The sequence below is a fragment of the Flavonifractor sp. An91 genome (genome assembly GCF_002159225.1).
Taxonomy (GTDB): Bacteria; Bacillota; Clostridia; order Oscillospirales; family Oscillospiraceae; genus Flavonifractor; species Flavonifractor avicola.
The window spans coordinates 44,707-66,034 of the sequence record NZ_NFHA01000001.1 but is presented as its reverse complement, the minus strand read 5'-3'; the positions used below and the strand labels follow the sequence as shown (position 1 = coordinate 66,034).

Sequence of the window (21,328 nt, the reverse complement as noted above, 5' to 3'; positions counted from 1 at the left end):
GGAAGGTCCACCCTTCCTTTTATCCATATGGCGACATAGCCAAGTGGTAAGGCAGAGCTCTGCAAAAGCTCCACCCCCAGTTCGAATCTGGGTGTCGCCTCCAAAAACCGACTATCGAAAGATAGTCGGTTTTCTTTTTGATTTCTTGAGCAATCAAAATGTTTGGCGTAAATGCGCCGCTCACTGCTTGGGCTGCTAGTCTTAGCTTGCATCTATATTGTTTGGACAAGAAGAGAACCGGTTATCGGAAGGTAACCGGTTTTCTTCTTTGTATATACTGGAAAATATCATATGATATGGTATAATGAGAAAAATGTAGAACAAGAGTATGGTGGAGAGAGGAAGTGCGGACATGAAGAAAAAGAGAAGATCGAAGAGACGCAGGCGGAGCGCCTCCGGTGTGGTGCTGCTGATTGTTTTGTTTCTGGTGATAGGCATAGGTGTGGTGCTGGTGCGGATGCTGCTCTCGCCCAAGGAAGGGTCTGCAGCGGCCTCTCCGACTGAAACAGAATTACCCTTCCCCCAGGTCACGACAAGTCTTCAGACGCCGTCTGCGGTCGTTACAGGGCGCCCTGAGAAGGAAGATCCGGAGAGCATTCTCTACCAATATCTCTATGAACAGGTAGACGGGCAGCAGCAGGTAGTGAACTTTACAGCGGAAGATATGAGCATGGAGCAAATCGGGCAAGTGCTGGAACAGCTCCAGCGTCAGCCGGAATTCTTCTGGTTGAAAGGCTACGAATTGGCTGGCAGCGGCACAGAGTACCAGGTGAAGTTTGACTGGAAATATACGGATTTGATTACCAGGCGGGAACAGGTGGAGCAAGCGGCGGCCCAGGCGCTGGCTGCCATTCCGGAAGGGGCGGGAGACTATGAGACTGCCCTGAGCCTGCATGACTGGCTGTGTGATCACATTGTATATCAGAGCAGCAGCGACGGCAGCGATCAGGACCTGTACGGTGCGTTGGTAAATGGACGGTGTGTGTGTTCCGGATACAGTCAGGCCTACGTGTACCTCCTGCGCCGAGCCGGCATCCAGGCTGAGACCGTGCGAGGTACTGCTGACAATGGAACAGGTGCCCAGTCCCATGCCTGGACAAAGGTGGTTCTGGATGGGGAGGTATATTATACCGACGTGACATGGGACGACCAGGAGACACATCCGGACGGACATACTTATAGCTGGTTTGCAGTTACCAGTGAGCGTATGGCGTCTACCCATTTTGCGGAGCCGGAGCGAGGCGCGGAGATGACGCCCAGTTCCGCGGTGGCGTGCAATTACCACTACCGCAACGGCTGGGTGCTGGAGCAGTTCAACACAGAAGAACTGGTCCGGATCTTCTCCTCTCAGACTGGCGGAAGCCTTACTGTACTGGCCGCAGATGAGGCGGTATATGCTCAGCTGATGGAGTTGGTACAGGATGGGGCGGCTATGACCGCTGTGCTGGAGCAGGCAGGCTATCCGGTCAGTCAGTATACCTATTTCCACTCAGAAGGTTCGCTCTGTCTGGACCTGTTCCCGGAGGCATGAGCGAGTCTAAAAAGCTGCATGGCGGACAGGCCGCCTCACAGGAAGGAAATTGATATGTGGGCAGATTGTTGTTTTTACCTTTCGGTGCTGCTTCTGGCGGGCAGCCTGATCGCCGCTGTCAGGATATATAGAGCGCCCTATCAGCGGGGGCGGTTTCTGTCGCCGGTCAAGTGCGTCCTGGCCGGGGTATTCCTTGCTGCGGTCCTGCTGTTTCTCCCCCTTCATCTGGAGCAGCTCCCAAAGGATTTTGTGGGAGGGATAAACAGCGTACTGCTGTCCATTCACAGTACCATGAGGCTGTTTGTGCTGGATGGGGAGTTTGACGGTGTACTGTCATTTACCTCCGCTTTACCAGACGGTGTGGTACGTACCGGGTACTCGGTTGTTGCCGCAGTGCTGTATGTACTGGCTCCCGCTCTTACCTTCGGCTTTGTCCTGTCCTTTTTTAAGAATATTTCCGCTTATCGCTCCTTGCTGTTTCACTATGGGACCGACGTTTATGTTTTTTCCGAACTGAACGAGCAGGCTCTGGTTCTGGCGCGAAGCATCCAGAAGAAGGACAGACGCTGTCTGCTTGTTTTTATGGATGTATTTGAGAACCATGAGGAGTCTATCTTTGAGCTGTGTGAGAAGGCAAGAGAGCTGAAAGCGGTCTGCTTCAAAAAGGACATCGTTGATATCAGCTGGAACGTCCACAGCAAGAGAAGCTGTGTGTCTTTATTTGCGATAGGGGAGAATGAGTCCGAAAATATTGAGCAGTCCATCAAGTTGGTGGAGGCGTATAAAAACCTCCCCAATTTCCGCCTGTATGTTTTCTCCACCAGGGTGGAAAGCGAGGTTTTGTTCCAGACTGCTGTGGATGGCGGAATGCGGGTCCGGAGAGTGAATGTGATCCGGTCTCTGATCAGTCAGACCCTGTACCGGGAAGGCGGTTCTCTGTTTGAGGGGGCCATAGACTGCGGGACCTATAAGCTGATATCGGTGGTACTGATTGGTTTGGGCCGGTATGGCACGGAGATGCTGAAAGCCTTATCCTGGTTTTGTCAAATGGACGGGTATCAGGTAAAAATTCACGTCTTTGACCAAAGAAATGACGCAGAGGAGCGGTTTACCGCGCTGTGTCCGGAATTGATGGCGCCGGAGCGCAACGGAACCGCTACGCCGGGCGAAGCGCAGTATCATATTGTGATCCATGGAGGAATGGATGTGCAGACCGCCCGGTATGCGGACTGCTTTCATGCCATCGGACCAATCAGCCACGTCTTTGTAGCGCTGGGGGATGATGGCCGGAACGTTGAGGCGGCGATCAATGCCAGAATCATGTGTGAACGTCAAGGACAGCATCCTACAATTCAGACCATTGTATATGATCCTTTGAAGAAAAAGGCATTGGAGGGGATTACCGATTACCGGGGTAATCGGTATCGCATTTCCTTCATTGGGGATTTGAATGAATCCTATTCTCAAGAAGTCATTCTGGACTCGGAGTTGGAACAGGCCGCATTGGAGCGGCATCTGAAATGGGGAACAGAGAGCGCCTTTTGGGCATACGAATTTAACTATCGTTCTTCCGTTGCTGCGGCAATCCATTTGAAAATGCGGATCTTATGCGGAATCCCTGGGGCCTCAAAGAAGGAAAGTGAGCTGACTGCGGAGGAGCGGAGAACCATTGAGGAGCTGGAGCACAGGCGCTGGAACGCCTATATGCGGTCCGAGGGCTACCGGTTCAGCGGATCTGTCTCACCGGAGAGCAGAAATGATCTGGCAAAGCTCCACCATGATCTGGTCCCCTTTGTGAAGCTCAGCGAGGAGGAGAAACGAAAGGACTCCCGTGTGGGGACGGCCTGAATTGACGCAAGCGTCTTGTCAGCCTCTGAATATCGGCGTATACTGAGAGCGAATTAAGATATCCGCACCGACGGATGAAAAGGAGCGAGAAGATAGTGGAACAAATCTGCATACGCCCCATGGAGGAGAACCAGGTGGCTGAGGTATCGGCCCTCATCGGCCGGGTGTTGCTGGAGGTCAATATTCGGGACTATCCCCGCGAGGCTCTGATGGAGTTTGTAGAGTATTACAATCCGGAAGGTGTGGCTGCTATCCCCAAATCAGGCGGACACAGCTATGTGGCTATGCTGGGGGATGAGCTGCTGGCCTGCGGCTCTGTGGCGCCCATGGAGGACCGGCCGGGGGAGTGCGAGATCAGAGCCCTGTTTGTACGGCCTGACTGGGAAGGCAAGGGTGTGGGCAGAAAATTGGTGCAGACCCTGGAGGCTGACCCGCTGTTCCGGGCTGCCAAGCGTGTGGCGGTTTCCGCTTCTCTGACCTCCCACGAGTTCTATTTGAAACTGGGCTATCGCTACCAGGACGGGATCAAAGTCTGTGAGGATAACGACCATTACTGGATGGAGAAATTCAACTAAGAAAAAGGCCTCCAGCCGGGATTTCCCGGCCGGAGGCCTTTTTTATGGCGTTTATACCCGACCAATGTCAGTGCGGAAGTGCATATCCTGGAAGTGGATGTGCTTGGCGGCGGCGTAAGCGCCGTCGATGGCCTCATCCAGACTGTCGCCCACGGCGGTGACGCCCAGAACACGACCACCATTGGTAACGATATCACCGTTGTCGTCCAGCTTGGTACCGGCGTGGAATACCACGGCGGTCTCGCCGGCCTCCTCCAGGCCGGTAATGGGGTAGCCCTTCTGATAGCTGCCGGGGTAGCCGCCGGAGGCCAGCACAAGGCAGCAGGCCGCGCCGGGCTTCCAGCGGATATCCATCTTGTTGAGCTGGCCCTCACGGCAGGCGGCGAAGATCTCCATCAGGTCGGAGTCCAGCAGAGAGAGGACGGCCTGACACTCGGGATCGCCGAAGCGGGCGTTGTACTCCACCACCTTGGGACCCTCGGGAGTAATCATGAGGCCGAAGTAGATGACGCCCTTGAAGGGGCGGCCCTCCGCCTTCAGTGCTGCTACGGTGGGCAGGAAGATGTCCCGCATACACTGGATGGCCACGGCGGCGGTATAGTTGGGGGAGGGGGAGATGGCGCCCATGCCGCCGGTATTGGGGCCCTGGTTGTCGTCATAGGCCCGCTTATGGTCCTGAGAGGAGGGCATACACAAAATATGCTCTCCATCGCAGAAGGCCAGCACGGTGACCTCGGGTCCGGTCATGCACTCCTCGATGACGACCTTGGCCCCAGCCTCGCCGAAACGGTGATCGCTCATCATGGAGCGGACGGCATCCTTGGCCTCCTCCACAGTCTGGGCCACAATCACGCCCTTACCCAGAGCCAGGCCGTCGGCCTTAACCACGATGGGGGCGCCCTGAGCTTCCACATAGGCCAGAGCGGCGTCCATGTCGGTAAAGGTCTCATATTTGGCGGTGGGGATGTTGTACTTCTTCATCAGGTTCTTGGAGAAGATCTTGCTGGCCTCGATGATGGCGGCGTCCGCGGTGGGGCCGAAGGCAGGGATACCCGCCGCCTCCATGGCGTCCACCATGCCCAGAGCCAGGGGATCATCGGGGGCTACCACCACAAAATCCATGGCGTGGCTCTTGGCCCACTTCACCATACCGTCCACGTCGGTGGCGGCGATGGGAACGCACTGGGCGATGGATTCAATGCCGCCGTTGCCGGGGGCGCAGTAGAGCCGGGTGACATGGGGGCTCTGGGACAGCTTCCAGCAGATGGCGTGCTCCCGCCCGCCTCCGCCTACGACTAATACCTTCATGTTCAAACCTCGTTTCGTTACCCCCGTCCTTTTCGCGTAGCGAAAAGCTTTTTCGCGGAGGGTGTTGCGCTCCGTGACCCCGGAGCGAAAAAATCAGATGTATGTCTGGGAGAATTCACTTCTCCCAGACATACCCCGACCCGCGCCGTGGGCGCGAAACCGGGGGTATCGCAGAACTGCGCCAATGTACATTGGCGCAGTTCTGCGTATCCAGGGGGTATTGGATACCCCCTGGAACTGGTTTAATGGTGGAACAGCCGCATCCCGGTAAAGGCCATGACAATGCCGTACTTATTGCAGGTGGCAATGACGTGGTCGTCCCGGATGGAGCCGCCGGGCTGCACGATGTAGGACACGCCGGACTTGCGGGCCCGCTCCACGTTGTCACCGAAGGGGAAGAAGGCGTCGGAACCCACGGTCACACCGGACTGGGTAGCGATCCAGGCCTTCTTTTCCTCGGCGGTGAGCACCTCGGGCTTGACCTTGAAGGTGTTCTGCCACACACCCTCGGCCAGCACATCCTCGTACTCGTCGGAGATGTACACGTCGATGGCGTTGTCCCGATCGGGGCGGCGGATGCCGTCCACGAACTGGAGGCCCAGAACCTTGGGATGCTGGCGCAGCAGCCAGTTGTCCGCTTTGTTGCCTGCCAGACGGGTGCAGTGGATGCGGCTCTGTTGGCCGGCACCCACACCGATGGCCTGACCGTCCTTCACATAGCACACCGAGTTGGACTGGGTGTACTTCAGGGTGATCAAGGAGATGAGCATATCCCGCTTGGCGTGCTCGGGCAGCTCTTTGTTGTCGGTAACGATGTTGTTCAGCAGATCGGCGTTGATCTCATAGTTGTTGCGGCCCTGCTCAAAGGTGATGCCGAACACGTCCTTGTGTTCGATGGCCTTGGGGACGTAGTTGGGATCGATCTCCACCACGTTGTAGCCGCCCTTACGCTTGGTCTTGAGGATGGCCAGGGCCTCCTCAGTGTAGCCGGGGGCGATGACGCCGTCGGACACCTCCAGAGCCAGATAGCGGGCGGTCTGGGCGTCGCACACGTCGGACAGGGCGGCCCAGTCGCCGTAGGAGCACAGCCGGTCGGCGCCACGGGCCTTCACATAGGCGCAGGCGATAGGGGACAGGTCCATGTCCTCCGCAAAGTAAATCTTCTTTTCTACGTCGGTGAGGGGGGTACCCACAGCGGCGCCTGCGGGGGAGACGTGCTTGAAGGAAGCGGCGGCGGGCAGGCCGGTGGCCTCCTTCAGCTCCTTGACCAGCTGCCAGGAGTTCAGCGCGTCCAGAAAGTTGATGTAGCCCGGTTTGCCGTTAAGCACCTTGATGGGCAGCTCGCCGGACTCCATAAAGATGCGGGCAGGCTTCTGGTTAGGGTTGCAGCCGTATTTCAGCTCCAGTTCGGTCATGTTCTGTGCTTCCTCCTTTTTACTGATGCTTGTTGAGGATGACGGTCTCCCAGTTGCCGGTCATGATGTCGATATAGCGCACAAAGAGGGAGACCTTGTTCTCCTCATTGAGGCTGTTCCAGATCAGCTGGGCAAATTCCTCGGGAGTCTCGCTGGTGATGGCGATCTGCTCCGGCTCACCCTCGAAGGAGGGCAGGGGATTGCCGTCACCCATGTAGGTGTGGATGAAGTGGCCCTGACCGGCCAGGGGCTTCTCATAGGCATAGAAGTAGCGGCGGCAGGAGGCGGGATCGCCGTCGGCGCTCTTCAGGATGGAGAGCACATAGTCACCGTCCTTCTTTACCAGACCGGAAATACGGGGGGTGTAATTAGGCTCGTCCGGCTCGAAGGTGCGGGTATGGAGGGCCTGAGAGAAGGTCTTGCCGGCGGCCAGGCCCTCCCGGATGGTGTCGGTCTGGTCACCGTTGGTGACAATGGTGGAGGCGCCGAACACCCGGACTGGATTGTAGATGATGAGGGAGGGGTCGGTCATCTTGGAGGGATCAAAGGCCTGGGTGCGGATGCCGTCGGGGGTCTCCACAAACACACGGTTGCGGGAGTTCTCGCTGCGGCCCATGATGAAGTAGGCAATGACCGCCTTGGTGTCGTCGGCGGAGCGGCCCAGCACGATGCCGCGGCCGGGATAGGGATTGCTTTGCAGCAGTTGGGTCAGGTCCAGCGTTTTCATAACATCATTCCCCTTCTTTGATGGTAACGATCCGTCCCTCCACGGAGAGGCGGCTTTGACAGAACAGAGCGACGGCCTGGGGCAGAATATGCCACTCGGCCTGCTCCATGACCCGGCGCTGGAGCACCTCGGGGGTGTCGCCGGGAAGAATGTCCACCGCTTTCTGGAGGACGATGGGGCCGCCGTCGGGCTCCTCATTCACAAAGTGAACGGTGGCGCCAGTGACCTTCACACCGTAGGCCAGGGCCTTTTCGTGGACGTGAAGGCCATAATAGCCCGCCCCGCAGAAGGACGGGATGAGGGCGGGATGAACGTTGAGGATGGCGTTGGGGTAGGCCTGCACCATTTCCTCAGTCAGAATGTGCATGAAACCGGCCAGCACCACCAGATCGATGCCCAGTTCCTTCAGCTTGGCTACCAGGGCCTGGGTCATGGCGCGGTTTGAGTCGTAGTCCTTCCGGGCTATCACATAGCCGGGGATACCGGCGTTTTTTGCTCGCTCCAGGGCATAGGCGTCGGCTTTGGAGGAGATAACGGCGGCCAGTTCTCCGCCGCCCAGCTCTCCCCGGTCCCGGGCGCCGATGAGGGCCTGGAGATTGGTCCCGCCGCCGGAGACCAGTACAGCGATTCGGGTCATACCAGCTCCACCCCGGCGTCGCCGTCAACCACAGAGCCGATGACGTAGGCCTGCTCGCCGGCCTGGGCCAGCAGTTCCATGGCCTGCTCCGCCTGAGCGGCGGGAAGGGCCAGGATCATGCCGATGCCCATGTTGAAGGTGTTGTACATATCCCGGGTGGGAATGCCGCCCTTCTTTTCGATGAGGTCGAAGATGGGCAGGCGGGGGAAGGAGTCCAGCTTAATCTGAGCGGTGAGGCCCTCGGTCATCATGCGGGGTACGTTCTCGTAGAAGCCGCCGCCGGTGATATGGCTGATGGCGTGAACGTCGATGCCGCCCTTCAGCAGGGCCAGGATCGCTTTGACATAGATGCGGGTGGGAGTGAGCAGGGTCTCACCCAGGCTCTTGCCGCCCAGCTCCTCCATGGGGGAGGTCAGGTCGGCGTGCTCCACGTCCAGCACCTTACGGACCAGGGAGAAGCCGTTGGAGTGGACGCCGGTGGAGGCCAGACCGATGAGGGTATCGCCTGCGGCCAGGGCCTTGCCGTCGATGATCTTCTCCTCGTCCACGATACCCACGGAGAAGCCGGCCACATCGTAGTCGTCCTCCGCCATCAGGCCGGGATGCTCGGCGGTCTCGCCGCCCACCAGGGCGCAGCCTGCCTGGCGGCAGCCCTCGGTGATACCGGCCACAATGTCGGCGATACGGGCGGGATCGTTCTTGCCGCAGGCAATGTAGTCCAGGAAGAAGAGAGGAGTGGCGCCGCCGCAGATGATATCGTTGACGCACATGGCCACGCAGTCAATGCCGATGGTGTCGTGCTTGTTCATCAGCTGGGCCAGGCGCAGCTTGGTGCCCACGCCGTCGGTGCCGGACACCAGCACGGGCTTCTTCATGCCCGCCATATCGGGGGCAAACAGACCGCCGAAGCCGCCCAGGGTGCCCATGACGCCGGGAATGTAGGTGGATTCCACCATGGGCTTGATGCGCTCCACCGACTCATAGCCGGCGGTAACGTCCACGCCGGCGGCGGCGTAGGACTCAGAGTGAGAATTTTTCATACGGAGAAACCTCCTCGATTATTAGGTTTGACCGATTTTCTGTTCAAAACGGAATTTTTCCCGGGCTTCCGGTACGGGCACCGGATAGCTGCCGGTGAAGCAGCCGTCGCAGAAGGTGCAACCGCAGCCGTTGGCCAATTTATGGACGCTGTCCACGCTGAGGTAGCCCAGGGAGTCGGCGCTGATAATCTTGGCAATCTCCTCCACCGTGTGATTGCAGGCGATGAGGTGATCCCGGGAGTCGATATCGGTACCGAAGTAGCAGGGATGGAGGAAAGGGGGCGCGGAGACCCGCATATGGACCTCTGTGGCCCCGGCCTCCCGCAGCAGCCCCACGATGCGGGCGGAAGTAGTACCCCGGACGATGGAGTCGTCGATGATGACTACCCGCTTGCCCCGTACTACGGAGGAAATTGGGTTGAGCTTGATACGCACCTTGTCCTCCCGGTTTTTCTGGCCGGGGGCGATGAAGGTGCGGGCGATGTACTTGTTCTTGATGAAGCCGGTGCCGTAGGGGATGCCGGACTGCCGGGCATAGCCGATGGCGGCATCGATGCCGGAGTCGGGCACGCCGATCACGATGTCGGCCTGGACCGGATGCTCCAGGGCCAGGAAGGCTCCTGCACGGAGCCGAGCCTCGTGGACGCCGGCACCGTCGATCACCGAGTCAGGCCGGGCAAAGTAGATAAACTCAAACACACACAGGCTGCTCTTGGCCTTGCCGCAGTGGGTCCGTATGCTCCGCAGGCCGGACTGGTCGGCGATGACGATCTCGCCGGGCTCCACATCCCGGAGGAAGTGGGCGCCGATGGCGTCCAGAGCGCAGCTCTCCGAGGCGAACACATAGCCGCCGTCCAGAGTACCGATGCACAGAGGCCGGAAGCCGTTGGGGTCCCGGGCGGCAATCAGCTTGCGGGGGGAGAGGAGCACCAGGGAATAGGCCCCCTGGATCACATCCATGGCGGCGGACACGGCCTCCTCGATGGAGGGGGCTTTCAGCCGGGCGCCGGTGATGGTGTAGGCGATGACCTCGGTGTCGCTGGTGGTGTGGAAGATGGCGCCGGACAGCTCCAGCTTCTCCCGCAGCTCGGCGGCGTTGGTCAGGTTGCCGTTGTGGGCCAGAGCCATGGAACCCTTCACATGGTTGATGACCATGGGCTGGGCATTGGTACGGCTCTTGCGGCCGGTGGTGGCGTAGCGCACATGGCCCACGGCCATACTGCCGGGACCCAGGTGCTCCAGAACTTCAGGGGTAAATACTTCGCTGACCAGTCCCACGTCCTTGTGGCTGGTGATGACGCCATCGTCATTGATGGCCATACCGGCGCTCTCCTGGCCCCGGTGTTGGAGGGCATAGAGCGCGTTGTAAGTAACAGAGGCGGCGTGGGTCATACCGGCCACACATACGCCGAAAACACCACATTCTTCATGAATTGTTGCCATGGCTTTTCTTCCTTTGCGTCAGGGGCTTGGACGTGGAAACCGGACGGACCGGTTATTCCTTACCGGTCCAGCAGTAGGTACAGATCTTGTCGCGGTCGATGCCGATGGCCTCCAGCAGGCCATCCAGAGACTGATAGCCCAGGGAATCAAAGCCCATTTCCTTACAGATAGCCTTGAGCATACACTGGCCTCGCTCTGTGGAGGAGTCGGCATATTCCTCCAGGTGCTGCTGCCCCTCGTCACCCTCCAGGTTCTGGATGGTGCGCCGGGCCAGCAGCTCCATGTCGGAGTTGCTGCGGGAGAAGTTCAGATATTTGCAGCCGTACATGATGGGGGGGCAGGCCGAGCGCATATGAACTTCTTCAGCACCAGACTCGTAGAGAAATTCTACGGTTTCCCTCAGCTGGGTGCCGCGGACGATGGAGTCGTCCACAAAGAGCAGCTTCTTGCCCTCGATGAGCTCGGGCACGGGAATCTGTTTCATTTTGGCCACCTGGTTGCGGGCCGCCTGATTGGCGGGCATGAAGGAACGGGGCCAGGTGGGGGTGTATTTGACGAAGGGGCGGGCAAAGGGCTTACCGCTGCGGTTGGCAAAGCCGATGGCGTGGGGCACGCCGGAGTCAGGCACACCGGCCACGTAGTCCACCTTGGGCAGCTGGCCCTTCTGGACCTCGTCCCGGGCCATGATCTCGCCGTTGCGGTAGCGCATAACCTCCACGTTGACTCCCTCGTAGTTGGAGTTGGGGTAGCCGTAGTAGGTCCACAGGAAGGCGCAGATCTTCATTTTGTCTCCGGCAGGGGCCAGGGTCTCCCAGCCTCTGGCGGTTACCTTGACCACCTCGCCGGGGCCCAGCTCGTAGGCGTCGATGTAGCCCAGCTTGTGGTAGGCGAAGGATTCAAAGGAGACGCAGCAGCCCTCGTCGTTCTGGCCGATGAGTACCGGCAGACGGCCCAGCTTGTCCCGGGCGGCGATGATGCCGTCGGGGGTGAGGATGAGCATGGTGCAGGAGCCATCGATCTCCTCCTGGGCGTGGCGGATGCCGGACACCAGGTCGTCCTTCTGGTTGATGAGGGCGGCGGCCAGCTCGGTAGCGTTCACCTTACCCGAACTCATGGCCATAAACTGGTGACCATGGTCGGAAAAGTATCGCTCAATCAGCGCCTCGGAGTTGTTGATGATGCCTACCGTAATGATGGCGTACAGACCCAGATGGGAGCGTACCAGCAGGGGCTGAGGGTCGGTGTCGCTGATGCAGCCGATGGCGGAACAGCCCTTGAACTCGGCCAGGTCTTTGTCGAACTTGGTACGGAAGGGGGTGTTCTCGATATTGTGGATCTGGCGCTGAAAGCCGATCTTGGGATCATAGACCGCCATGCCGCCCCGCTTGGTACCCAGGTGGGAATGGTAGTCGGTGCCGAAGAACACGTCCATGACGCAGTCGCGCTTAGAGATAGTGCCAAAGAAACCGCCCATGCCTTACTTGTCCCCCATCAGACGGCGCATGACCTCTTCATAGGCCTCTTCGGCGCCGCCCAGATCCCGGCGGAAGCGGTCCTTGTCCAGCTTCTCGTGGGTCTTCTCATCCCACAGACGGCAGGTGTCGGGGGAGATCTCGTCGGCCAGCACGATGGTGCCGTCGGCGGTCTTGCCGAACTCCAGCTTGAAGTCCACCAGATCGATGCCGATCTCCTTCATGAAGCCCTTCAGCAGGTCGTTGACAGCAAAGGCGTACTTCTTGATGAGCTCGATCTCTTCCTTGGTGGCCAGCTTCAGGGCCAGAGCGTGATAGTCGTTGATGAGGGGATCGCCCAGGTCGTCGTTCTTATAGGAGAACTCGATGGTGGGCTCGTCAAACACGATGCCCTCCTCCACGCCATAGCGCTTGGCGAAGGAACCGGCGGAAATGTTGCGGATAATGACCTCCAGGGGGACGATGGATACCTTCTTCACGGCGGTCTCGCGGTCGCTGAGCTCCTCCACATAGTGGGTAGGCACGCCCTTCTCCTCCAGGCGGCGCATCAGGTTGTTGGTCATGCGGTTGTTGATGGCGCCCTTACCGGTGATGGTGCCCTTCTTCAGGCCGTTGAAAGCGGTAGCGTCGTCCTTGTAGGACACAATGACCACCTGGGGATCGTTGCTGGCGAAAACCTTCTTAGCCTTGCCTTCGTAGAGCTGCTCTTTCTTCTCGTAAGCCATGACGTGATGCTCCTTTTTCTATTCTAAATTGATTTGATTACAGTTTTTCTACAATATGGCGGTCTTTTTCCATCACTTCTTCCGCCATGCGGGCCTTGAACTGGACCAGCTTGTCGGTCAGTTCGGGATCGGACAGGGCCAGCATCTGAGCGGCCAGGATAGCGGCGTTGTCAGCGCCATCCACCGCCACGCAGGCCACGGGGATGCCCTTGGGCATCTGGACCATGGACAGCAGAGAGTCCAGGCCGCCCATCATGGATGTCTTGATGGGAACGCCGATGACGGGCAGGGTGGTGTAGGCGGCCAGCACACCGGCCAGATGGGCGGCCTTGCCGGCAGCGGCAATGATAACACCGAAACCGTTTTCCATGGCGTGGGAGGCCAGTTCCTCAGCGGCGGCAGGGGTGCGGTGGGCGGAAATAATGCGGACCTCAGCGGGAATGCCGAAGGACTGCAGACGCTGGATGCAGGGGCGCATGGTGTCCAGATCGGAGTCGGAACCCATGACAACAGCAACTTTTTTGCTCATAAGACCCTCCTGTATACCTAAAAATTTTTCAGGGCTGGAAAAAATAAATCAGGGCATCCGGTATACGGATGCCCTGACGGTTTCAGACCCTGAGGTTGGACAGGTTGGTGCCGTGGATGGATCGCCAGTTTGCGTAAAACCAGTGCAGTGATGACATCCCCGTACCTCCCCATTTGTTTGATTCATGTAAAATAATATCGGATTTTTTTGTGCTTGGCAAGGGCACTGGTGGATTTTTGTCTTGTTATACAACTTTGACGAAAAAAGGAAGGGGTACGTTGTGGAAGAAGAGAGGAACCGCGCCGAAAGAGGTTGCGTTCCGGAGCGGCAGAGGCTATACTTGCCATAGGAAGAATCCGTCGAAAAGGGGAGGTGGCCCGAGTGAAATCCAGCCGGAACGAGACGGTAAAAAACAGTGTGGGACGAGCGCTGTTCGTGGCTCTCAGCGTACTGCTCCAGGTGGCCTGGATCGTAGGGCTGGTACTGCTGCTCAACGATTATTATTATGCTGTCTCTCTTATTACCAGCGTGCTGGCCTTCTTGGTGGTGCTCAATCTCTATGGCAAGCAGATGACTGGCCCTATGAAGGCATCCTGGATCATTTTGATCCTCTTTTTCCCTGTGATGGGCCTGTGCATCTATCTGATGTTTGGACGTCCCAACTGTACCCGTGTCATGCGCCGGCGGTTTGAGCGCCTCCAGCAGCGGACCCAGGACCTCCTGCCCGACAGTGAGACGGTGCTGGCCCGGATGGAGGAGCAGGACAAGGGGATCGCCAATCAGCTGCGCTATCTCTCACGACGGGCCGGGTTTCCGGCCTATGAGAATACCGATGTAGAGTATTATGCCACGGCGGAAGAGGGGCTGGAAGCCCAGAAGCAGGCCCTGCGGCAGGCGGAACACTTTATCTTTATGGAGTACCACGCCATTGAGGACTCCCAATCCTTCCACGGCCTGGAGGAGATTCTGGTGGAGAAGGTCCGGCAGGGTGTGGAAGTGCGGCTGCTGTACGACGACATGGGCAGCATGGGCTTTATCAGCCCGGCTTTCATCAAGCGGATGGAAAAGCTGGGCATCCAGTGCCGGGTATTCAATCCCCTGATGCCGGTACTCAATATTTTTATGAACAACCGGGATCATCGGAAGATTACCGTCATTGACGGCAAGGTAGGCTTTACCGGCGGTTACAATCTGGCGGACGAGTACTTTAACCTGACGCATCCCTTTGGTTGGTGGAAGGACACAGGGGTCAAGCTGACGGGGGATGCAGTGCCCAGCCTGACGGTGATGTTTCTGACCATGTGGAACGGAATCAAGGAGACCGACAAGGACTTTACCCCCTACCTGCCCAAAGTGGACTATCAGGCCAGGGAGCGGTGCGTGGTGGTCCCTTATGGGGACAGCCCTCTGGACGATGAACAGGTGGGGGAGACGGTCTACCTGAATATGGTCAAAAACGCCAAGGACTATGTATATGTCATTACGCCCTACCTGATTTTGGACGACGAGCTCATCTCGGAGTTGACCCTGGCGGCCATGCGGGGGGTGGAGGTGCGGATCATCACTCCCGGTATCCCGGATAAAAAGCTAGTCTACAAGGTGACCCGCTCCTATTATGGATGTTTAGCGGATCGTGGCGTGCGGATTTTTGAGTATACCCCTGGCTTTTGCCACGCCAAGATGATGCTGTGTGACGGGGAGACGGCGGCGGTGGGTACCATCAATCTGGACTATCGCAGCCTGTATCTCCACTTTGAAAACGGCGTGTTCCTCTATGACTGCAAGGCGGTGGAAGATGTGGGGAAGGATTTTGTGGAGACCTTTGCCCAGTGCCGGGAGGTCACAAAGGATTACCGGGGCAGGAAGCTGGGCCTGGGCCGGACGCTGCTCAGGCTCTTTGCCCCCTTGATGTAACAGAAAAGCCTGCCGGAAAATTTCCGGCAGGCTTTTTTGTGTTAACTGCGTCCGCTGACCGCATGAAAGACGGCCACCGAGCGGGGGCCCATCTGCAGTCCATTGCCGCTGAACAGAGGACCGGCGGCAAAGGGATCGGGGCAGGCGGTATGGAGCACCAGACTCCACCGCAAGCCGGAGGGCAGCTCAGGCAGGCCCTGCCAATGTGCCTCCCAGTGGGAATTGACCGCCAGCAGAATCAGGTCGTCGGCGGTGTCATCCTGGTTCCGGCCGGTAAAGAGCACGCCGATCTGCCGGGTCTGCTCATCCATCTTAGCGTTCCAGGCTGCCCCGTTGTGAAGGGACACCGAGGGCCAGCCGCACCGGGCAGGGGCGGTCTCTCCGCGGATAATGGGGTGTGCTTTGCGGAAGGCGATCATTTGCGAGACAAAGTGGAACAGATCCTGGTGGTTTTCCAGCCGGGACCAGTCCAGCCAGGAAATCTCGTTGTCCTGACAGTAGGCGTTGTTGTTGCCGAACTGGGTGTTGGCAAACTCGTCACCCGCCAGGAACATGGGGGTGCCCCGGCTGCACAGCAGCACGGCAAAGGCGTTTTTCATCAGCCGGTCCCGAAGGGCCAGCACCTCCGGATCCGTGGTGTCTCCCTCCACGCCGCAGTTCCAGCTGTTGTTGTCGTTGGCGCCGTCGGTGTTGCCCCAGCCGTTGGCCTCGTTGTGCTTGACGTCGTAGGAGTACAGGTCGTACAGGGTAAAGCCGTCGTGGCAGGTGAGGAAGTTCACCGAGGCGTTCTGCCGCTGGGAGGGGGGATACAGGTCGGCGGAACCGGTGATACGCTGGACTGCCGCCCAGGCCAGACCTCCGTCTCCCTTCAGGAAGCAGCGCAGGTCGTCCCGGTACTTGCCGTTCCATTCTGCCCACCGGTTCCAGGAGGGAAAGGACCCCACCTGGTACAGTCCGCCGGCGTCCCAGGCCTCGGCAATGAGCTTCACCCGGCCCAGAATGGGGTCGAAGGCCAGGCTCTCCAGCAGGGGCGGCTCAGACAGGGGAGCGCCGTCGGTGTCCCGGCCCAGAATGGAGGCAAGGTCAAACCGGAATCCGTCCACCCGGTACTCCACCACCCAATACCGCAGGCAGTCCAGAATGAACTGACGCACCACCGGATGGTTGCAGTTGAGGGTGTTGCCCACGCCGGAGAAGTTATAATACTTGCCGTCGGGGGTGAGCATATAGTAGATGTTGTTGTCCAGACCCTTGAAGGAGAAGAAGGGGCCCTGCTCGTTGCCTTCGGCGGTGTGGTTGACCACCACGTCCAGAATAACCTCAATGCCGTGCTCGTTGAGGGTGCGGATCAGATGCTTGAGCTGGGTGCCCTCGTGGTTGAACTCCGGAGTGGCGGTGTAGCTGGTGTTGGGGGCGAAGAAGCAGACGGTGTTGTAGCCCCAGTAGTTGAGTAGCTGGCGGCCGTCCACGATGCGCTCGTCGGCCATCTCGTCAAACTCAAAGATGGGCATCAGCTCCACTGTGTTGACCCCTAGCTCCAGCAGATAGGGCAGCTTCTCCAGCAGGCCCTCAAAGGTGCCGGGGTGCTTGACACCGGAGGAGGGATGCTGGGTAAAGCCCCGGACGTGGGTCTCATAGATGATCATATCCCGGAAGGGGAGATGGGGGTCGTGGAAGTCCCCCCAGTCAAAGATATCCTCCACCACCCGGGCGTGGTAGGAGCAGCCGGGGGTCTGGTTCACGCCCCAGATGCTCTGGCCGGTGACCGCCCGTGCATAGGGGTCCAGCAGGTATTTGGTTTTGTCAAAGAGCAGGCCCCGGTCCGGGTCATTGGGACCGTCCATCCGATAGGCATATTCGATCTCGTAGATGTCCAGGTCAAAAACGATCATGGAGAAGGTGTTGCCGATACGGAAGTTATCGGGAAAGGGCAGGATGGCAAAGGGTTCCTGCTGGGTGCGGCGGAAGAGGCACAGCTCGCAGTAGGTGGCGTTGATGGAGTGGATGGTGAAGCTGACTCCGCCGGGCACCACGTTGGCGCCGTTGAGGAGAAATAGGCCGGGCCGTACCCGAAAGCCGGAGATGTTGTTGGTGGCGGCCAGGGGTTTGGCGGGCAGCAGGGGGATAGGCTTTGGGACCATGGGAAAGTCTCCTTTAAAAAAGAGGGGCGCTGCATCGGTGTGCAGCGCCCCGGCTTTTATTTGGCGTAGTAGTTGATGAGGCAGCCCGCCAAAACAATATCACGTTCTTCGCGGGTCATACCGGGCAGCTTCAGGGTGACGGTGTGCTCCGTACCGTTCTGGATAAGGACGGCGGGGATCACGTCGGCGCCGCTGTCCAGGGCAGTGCGGACGCCGGGGATGTACAGCTTGTCGCCGGGCTGGATGTTCCAGTCCTTTACGTCCTCGTTGATGAAGGGCAGCATACCCCAGTTCACCACGTTGGAGCGGTAACGCTTGGTGGCGTACTCAGCGGCCAGGTTGGCCACGCCGCCCAGCACACGCTGGCAGGAGGCAGCCTGCTCACGGGCGGAGCCGTCGCCGGGCTTGAGGGCCATGACCAGGGAGCCCAGGCCGGTGTTGGCGGGATCATGGCCCATCAGGGCCTCCTTCACCTCGGGGGCCTCGGGGTTGGTACGGCGCAGCTTCTCCACAGCCAGCACTTCCTTAGCCCGGGGCACATACTGGGGATCCTTCCGGCTCAGAGCGAACTCGGACAGCTTGATGGGGTTGGAGCGGTAGGAGGAGGTCTCGCCGGAGGGAATCAGCTCGTCGGTGGTGGTGACGGGATCATAGATGGCGGAGCAAACGGTGAGCAGCAGGTTGTCGGGCAGAGCCACCTGCTCCGGCCAGTCGGCGATGTTGGGACCAAAGACCAGCTCCTGGCTGGGATCAGCCTTGCCCACGCCGAAGTACACCCGGGCCTTGTAGGGAGTGTCGTCATAGGCGAAGGGCTCCACGGCGGGATCAGCGGGGGCGTTGGGCAGCTCGTCGGCTCCGGTGAGGGCGCCGCCGTTGAGGGCGGTGGCGGCGATGGAACGGGCGTCCATCAGGGCCACATAGGACACCTGGCCGTCGGAGGGCTTGGAGCCCTCCCGGTTGGGGAAGTTGCGGGTGGAGTGGCGGATGGAGAAGGCCCCGTTGGCGGGCACGTCGCCGGCGCCGAAGCAGGGACCGCAGAAGCAGGAGCGGATGGAAGCGCCAGCCGCCATCAGGGAGGCGATGTAGCCCCGGCGGGTCAGCTCCAGGTTGACGGGCTGGCTGGTGGGGTAGACGGACAGCCAGAAGGCGTCGGAGCCGATGGCGTGGCCGTCCAGCACCTGGGCTGCCCGGACAATGTTCTGATAGGTGCCGCCGGAGCAGCCGGCGATGACACCCTGATCCACCATGAACTTGCCGTCCACGATCTTGTCCAGCAGGGAGGCAGGCTTGCTCTTCAGCTTCAGCTGGTGCATGGTATCCTCGTCCACCTGATGGAGCAGGTCGGCCATGTTCTCCTTGAACTCCTGAATGGTGTAGGCGTTGGAGGGATGGAAGGGCAGGGCGATCATGGGACGGATCTTGTCCAGCTCCACATGGATAACGCCGTCATAGTAGGCACCGTCAGCGGGGGCCTGGGGCTTAAACTCGCCGCCGCGGCCCAGCACCGCCAGGTGGTCCTTCAGGGTGTCGTCGGCCACCCACACGGAGGACAGGCAGGTGGTCTCAGTGGTCATGACGTCGATGCCGGAGCGGTAGTCCATGGACAGGTTGGCCACGCCGGGGCCGAAGAACTCCATGACGGCATTCTTGACAGTACCGTCTTTGAAGGTGGAGCGGATCAGCTCCAGGGCCACGTCCTGGGGACCCACGCCGGGGATGGGGGCGCCGGTGAGATAGATGGCAATGACCTTGGGATAGCTGATGTTGTAGGTCTTTTCCAGCAGCTGCCGGGCCAGCTCGGGACCGCCCTCACCGATGGCCATGGTGCCATAGGCACCGTAGCGGGTGTGAGAGTCGGAGCCCAGGATCATCTTGCCGGGGGCAGCGTACCGCTCTCTCATATAGGAGTGGATCACGCTCTGGTGGGCGGGGACGAACTCGCCGCCGTACTTCTTGGCAGCGGACAGACCGAACACATGGTCGTCCTCATTGATGGTGCCGCCCACGGCGCACAGGGAGTTGTGGCAGTTGGTGAGCACATAGGGGAGCGGGAACTCCTTCATGCCGGAAGCCCGGGCGGTCTGGATGATGCCGACGTAGGTGATGTCATGGGAGGCCATGGCGTCGAACTTGATGGCCAGACTGTCCATAGAATCGCTGGTGTTATGGGCCTTCAGAATGGAATAGGCCATGGTGCCTTTCTTTGCCTCCTCGGGAGCGGGCAGGCCGGCGGCGGGGCCGTCCTGGACAGGCACAAAGGCGTTGTTTTTATAGTAGACGCCCTGACGGGTGATGTTCAGCATATGATTCCCTCCGATGCTCTTGAATTATCTTTCATCATACCAACTTTTTCTTGCAAGTGCAAGAGCTTTGTCCGTCATTTTCTGGATGATGAAATTTATGTCAACTTTTTCTGCCGGTGTTTTCTTGACGGCTCTATGGGAAATAGGATAAAATATGTCGAAGATATCCCAGTTCTGGCAAGGAGCATACCATGAAGAAACGCATATTTACGCTGTTTTTGCTGCTGACGGCGGTAGTTGGACTGTTTCCGGCCGCTATGGCGGCGGGGACGGAGCAAATCACCGTCCGGTTTTACGATGAGGTAAGCCAGCGTTACAGTGAACCTACAGTGACCGATCGTGTCAATCTGACTCTGGACGGGGAGGCGTTAATACCGGAGGACGTGCCGGCGCTGGCCTACTATCCGGAGGGAAGCACCAACGGCCGTACCCTGGTGCCTGTCCGGCTTATCTCCGAGGCACTGGACGCTACAGTGACCTGGGTGCCTGAGACCCGGCAGATCATCATCCTGCGGGAGGAGAGCACCATTGTACTGACGGCAGGCAGCGCCACGGCCCTGGTGGACGGTCAGGCGGTGGAGCTGCCCGACGGAGTGCCCGCCGGCGGCGTCATGTGGGATGGCAAGGAGAGCACCATGGTACCTCTCCGCTTTGTGTCTGAGCAGTTGGGGGCCGGTGTGGAATGGGTGGGGGAGACGGCTACAGTGGCCATTACCTCCCCGGAGGAGCCTCAGCAGCCCGACCCCACCCAGCCCCAGGAGGGAGATCTGGGGTGGATTACCGAGTTGTCCTTTGATGAGGAGGAGCAGACCTTTACCATCACCGCCGACCATACGCCCAAGTACCGCATTGTGGACCTGGGGGACCGGCTGGCCATAGACTTGCTGGGGGCAGTGTACGCCCCGGCGGTAGGGAAAGATCTGACTCTTCAGGTGGAGAGCGACGCCATTGAGAAGATCCGCTGTTCTCAGCATGGGGATGATCTGGGCTACGGGTATCCCCACACCTTGCGGGTGGTGCTGGACCTGGCCTCCGGTGTCAGCTATGCACAGAATCTGTCCGTATCTTCCGGTGGGAATCAGGTGCGGGTCAGCGTCACCGATGTGCCGGAAGAGCCGGAGGTGCCCCCTCTGGATCCGAGCAAGATCACCATTGCCATTGATCCCGGCCACGGCGGCAATCAGCCGGGTGCGGTCTATCCCGATGAAAATGGAAATGATGTAAAGGAAAAAGATCTGACCCTGCCCATGTCCCTGATGCTGGCAGATATCCTGGAGGAGCGGGGGTACAACGTGGTACTTACCCGGACGGGGGACGACTCGGTGAGCCTGGCCGACCGGGCCAAGATGGCCAACGCCGCTCAGGCGGAGGTCTTTGTCAGCATCCACTGCAATGCCCTGGACCGGACGGATTATGAGGGGATCTTTACCTATTATTATCCCAACAGCACCCGGGGAGAGGCCTTGGCCAAGCAGGTACAGGCCGGAGTAGTAGCAGCCACCGGCGGCATCGGGCGTGGTACCCCCTCCGCCAATTTCCAGGTGCTGCGGGAGACCACCATGCCCGCCGTGCTGGTGGAAACCGGATTCATGACCCATCCGGGAGAGCTGGCCCGGCTGTGTGACCCCGACTATCAGCAGCAGATTGCCCTGGGTATTGCCGACGGCGTGGAGGCATATCTGAAGGCCGGAACATAAAGAAAAAGCCGCGTTTTCTCTGA

16 protein-coding genes and 1 tRNA gene are annotated in these 21,328 nt (G+C 59.3%); 6 read left to right on the top strand and 11 right to left on the bottom strand.

The window, feature by feature from the left end:
* Positions 1–29: 29 nt before the first annotated feature.
* The 4 genes from B5G42_RS00285 to B5G42_RS00270 all read left to right on the top strand — a co-directional run bounded on the left by B5G42_RS00285 (position 30) and on the right by B5G42_RS00270 (position 3,954).
* A tRNA-Cys gene (locus B5G42_RS00285) sits at positions 30–103 on the top strand.
* 249 nt (positions 104–352) lie between these two features.
* The gene (locus tag B5G42_RS00280; RefSeq protein ID WP_162611019.1) at positions 353–1,531 is read left to right on the top strand and encodes a transglutaminase domain-containing protein; all 1,179 of its coding nucleotides are present in this window, start codon (positions 353–355) and stop codon (positions 1,529–1,531) included.
* 54 nt (positions 1,532–1,585) lie between these two features.
* A complete protein-coding gene (locus B5G42_RS00275; RefSeq protein WP_087265597.1) occupies positions 1,586–3,379 on the top strand; it encodes a hypothetical protein in 1,794 nt (597 codons plus the stop codon).
* Positions 3,380–3,474: 95 nt separating this feature from the next.
* Positions 3,475–3,954, top strand: a complete 480-nt coding sequence (locus B5G42_RS00270; RefSeq protein ID WP_158094699.1) for a GNAT family N-acetyltransferase — start codon at positions 3,475–3,477, stop codon at positions 3,952–3,954.
* A gap of 51 nt (positions 3,955–4,005) precedes the next feature.
* Here the strand turns inward: B5G42_RS00270 and purD are convergent, their stop codons facing one another.
* From purD to purE, 9 genes are all read right to left on the bottom strand, one after another.
* Positions 4,006–5,262, bottom strand: a complete 1,257-nt coding sequence (gene purD, locus B5G42_RS00265; RefSeq protein ID WP_087265595.1) for a phosphoribosylamine--glycine ligase — start codon at positions 5,260–5,262, stop codon at positions 4,006–4,008.
* Between the two features lie 242 nt (positions 5,263–5,504).
* A complete protein-coding gene (locus B5G42_RS00260) occupies positions 5,505–6,677 on the bottom strand; it encodes a phosphoribosylaminoimidazolecarboxamide formyltransferase (RefSeq protein ID WP_087189086.1) in 1,173 nt (390 codons plus the stop codon).
* Between the two features lie 19 nt (positions 6,678–6,696).
* Complete coding sequence (locus tag B5G42_RS00255) at positions 6,697–7,404, bottom strand: IMP cyclohydrolase (RefSeq protein WP_087189085.1); 708 nt, start codon at positions 7,402–7,404, stop codon at positions 6,697–6,699.
* A 4-nt stretch (positions 7,405–7,408) separates the two neighbouring features.
* Positions 7,409–8,041: a phosphoribosylglycinamide formyltransferase gene (gene purN / locus B5G42_RS00250; RefSeq protein WP_087265592.1), complete on the bottom strand. Its 633-nt coding sequence runs from the start codon at positions 8,039–8,041 to the stop codon at positions 7,409–7,411.
* Complete coding sequence (purM, locus tag B5G42_RS00245; RefSeq protein ID WP_087265591.1) at positions 8,038–9,081, bottom strand: phosphoribosylformylglycinamidine cyclo-ligase; 1,044 nt, start codon at positions 9,079–9,081, stop codon at positions 8,038–8,040. The genes purN and purM overlap by 4 nt, the downstream gene beginning before the upstream one ends.
* A gap of 21 nt (positions 9,082–9,102) precedes the next feature.
* Entirely contained in the window at positions 9,103–10,524 is a 1,422-nt protein-coding gene (gene purF / locus B5G42_RS00240; RefSeq protein WP_087265589.1) for an amidophosphoribosyltransferase, read from the bottom strand.
* Between the two features lie 52 nt (positions 10,525–10,576).
* The gene (locus B5G42_RS00235; RefSeq protein WP_087189081.1) at positions 10,577–11,998 is read right to left on the bottom strand and encodes an amidophosphoribosyltransferase; all 1,422 of its coding nucleotides are present in this window, start codon (positions 11,996–11,998) and stop codon (positions 10,577–10,579) included.
* A 3-nt stretch (positions 11,999–12,001) separates the two neighbouring features.
* On the bottom strand, positions 12,002–12,721 hold the full coding sequence (gene purC, locus B5G42_RS00230; RefSeq protein WP_087189080.1) for a phosphoribosylaminoimidazolesuccinocarboxamide synthase: 720 nt from the start codon (positions 12,719–12,721) through the stop codon (positions 12,002–12,004).
* A gap of 37 nt (positions 12,722–12,758) precedes the next feature.
* Positions 12,759–13,250: a 5-(carboxyamino)imidazole ribonucleotide mutase gene (purE, locus tag B5G42_RS00225; protein ID WP_087189079.1), complete on the bottom strand. Its 492-nt coding sequence runs from the start codon at positions 13,248–13,250 to the stop codon at positions 12,759–12,761.
* A gap of 381 nt (positions 13,251–13,631) precedes the next feature.
* Between purE and cls the strand changes: the two genes are divergently transcribed.
* Positions 13,632–15,164, top strand: coding sequence for a cardiolipin synthase (cls, locus tag B5G42_RS00220; protein ID WP_242961076.1), 1,533 nt, complete (start codon positions 13,632–13,634; stop codon positions 15,162–15,164).
* 41 nt (positions 15,165–15,205) lie between these two features.
* On the opposite strand, the gene B5G42_RS00215 is transcribed toward cls, so the two are convergent.
* Together B5G42_RS00215 and B5G42_RS00210 are read right to left on the bottom strand one after the other, a co-directional pair.
* On the bottom strand, positions 15,206–17,305 hold the full coding sequence (locus tag B5G42_RS00215) for a glycogen debranching protein (RefSeq protein ID WP_087265587.1): 2,100 nt from the start codon (positions 17,303–17,305) through the stop codon (positions 15,206–15,208).
* A 56-nt stretch (positions 17,306–17,361) separates the two neighbouring features.
* Positions 17,362–19,608, bottom strand: coding sequence for a hydratase (locus tag B5G42_RS00210; protein WP_087265585.1), 2,247 nt, complete (start codon positions 19,606–19,608; stop codon positions 17,362–17,364).
* A 191-nt stretch (positions 19,609–19,799) separates the two neighbouring features.
* On the opposite strand from B5G42_RS00210, the gene B5G42_RS00205 reads away from it, so the two are divergent.
* The gene (locus B5G42_RS00205) at positions 19,800–21,305 is read left to right on the top strand and encodes an N-acetylmuramoyl-L-alanine amidase family protein (protein ID WP_087265583.1); all 1,506 of its coding nucleotides are present in this window, start codon (positions 19,800–19,802) and stop codon (positions 21,303–21,305) included.
* The last annotated feature ends 23 nt before the right edge of the window (positions 21,306–21,328 follow it).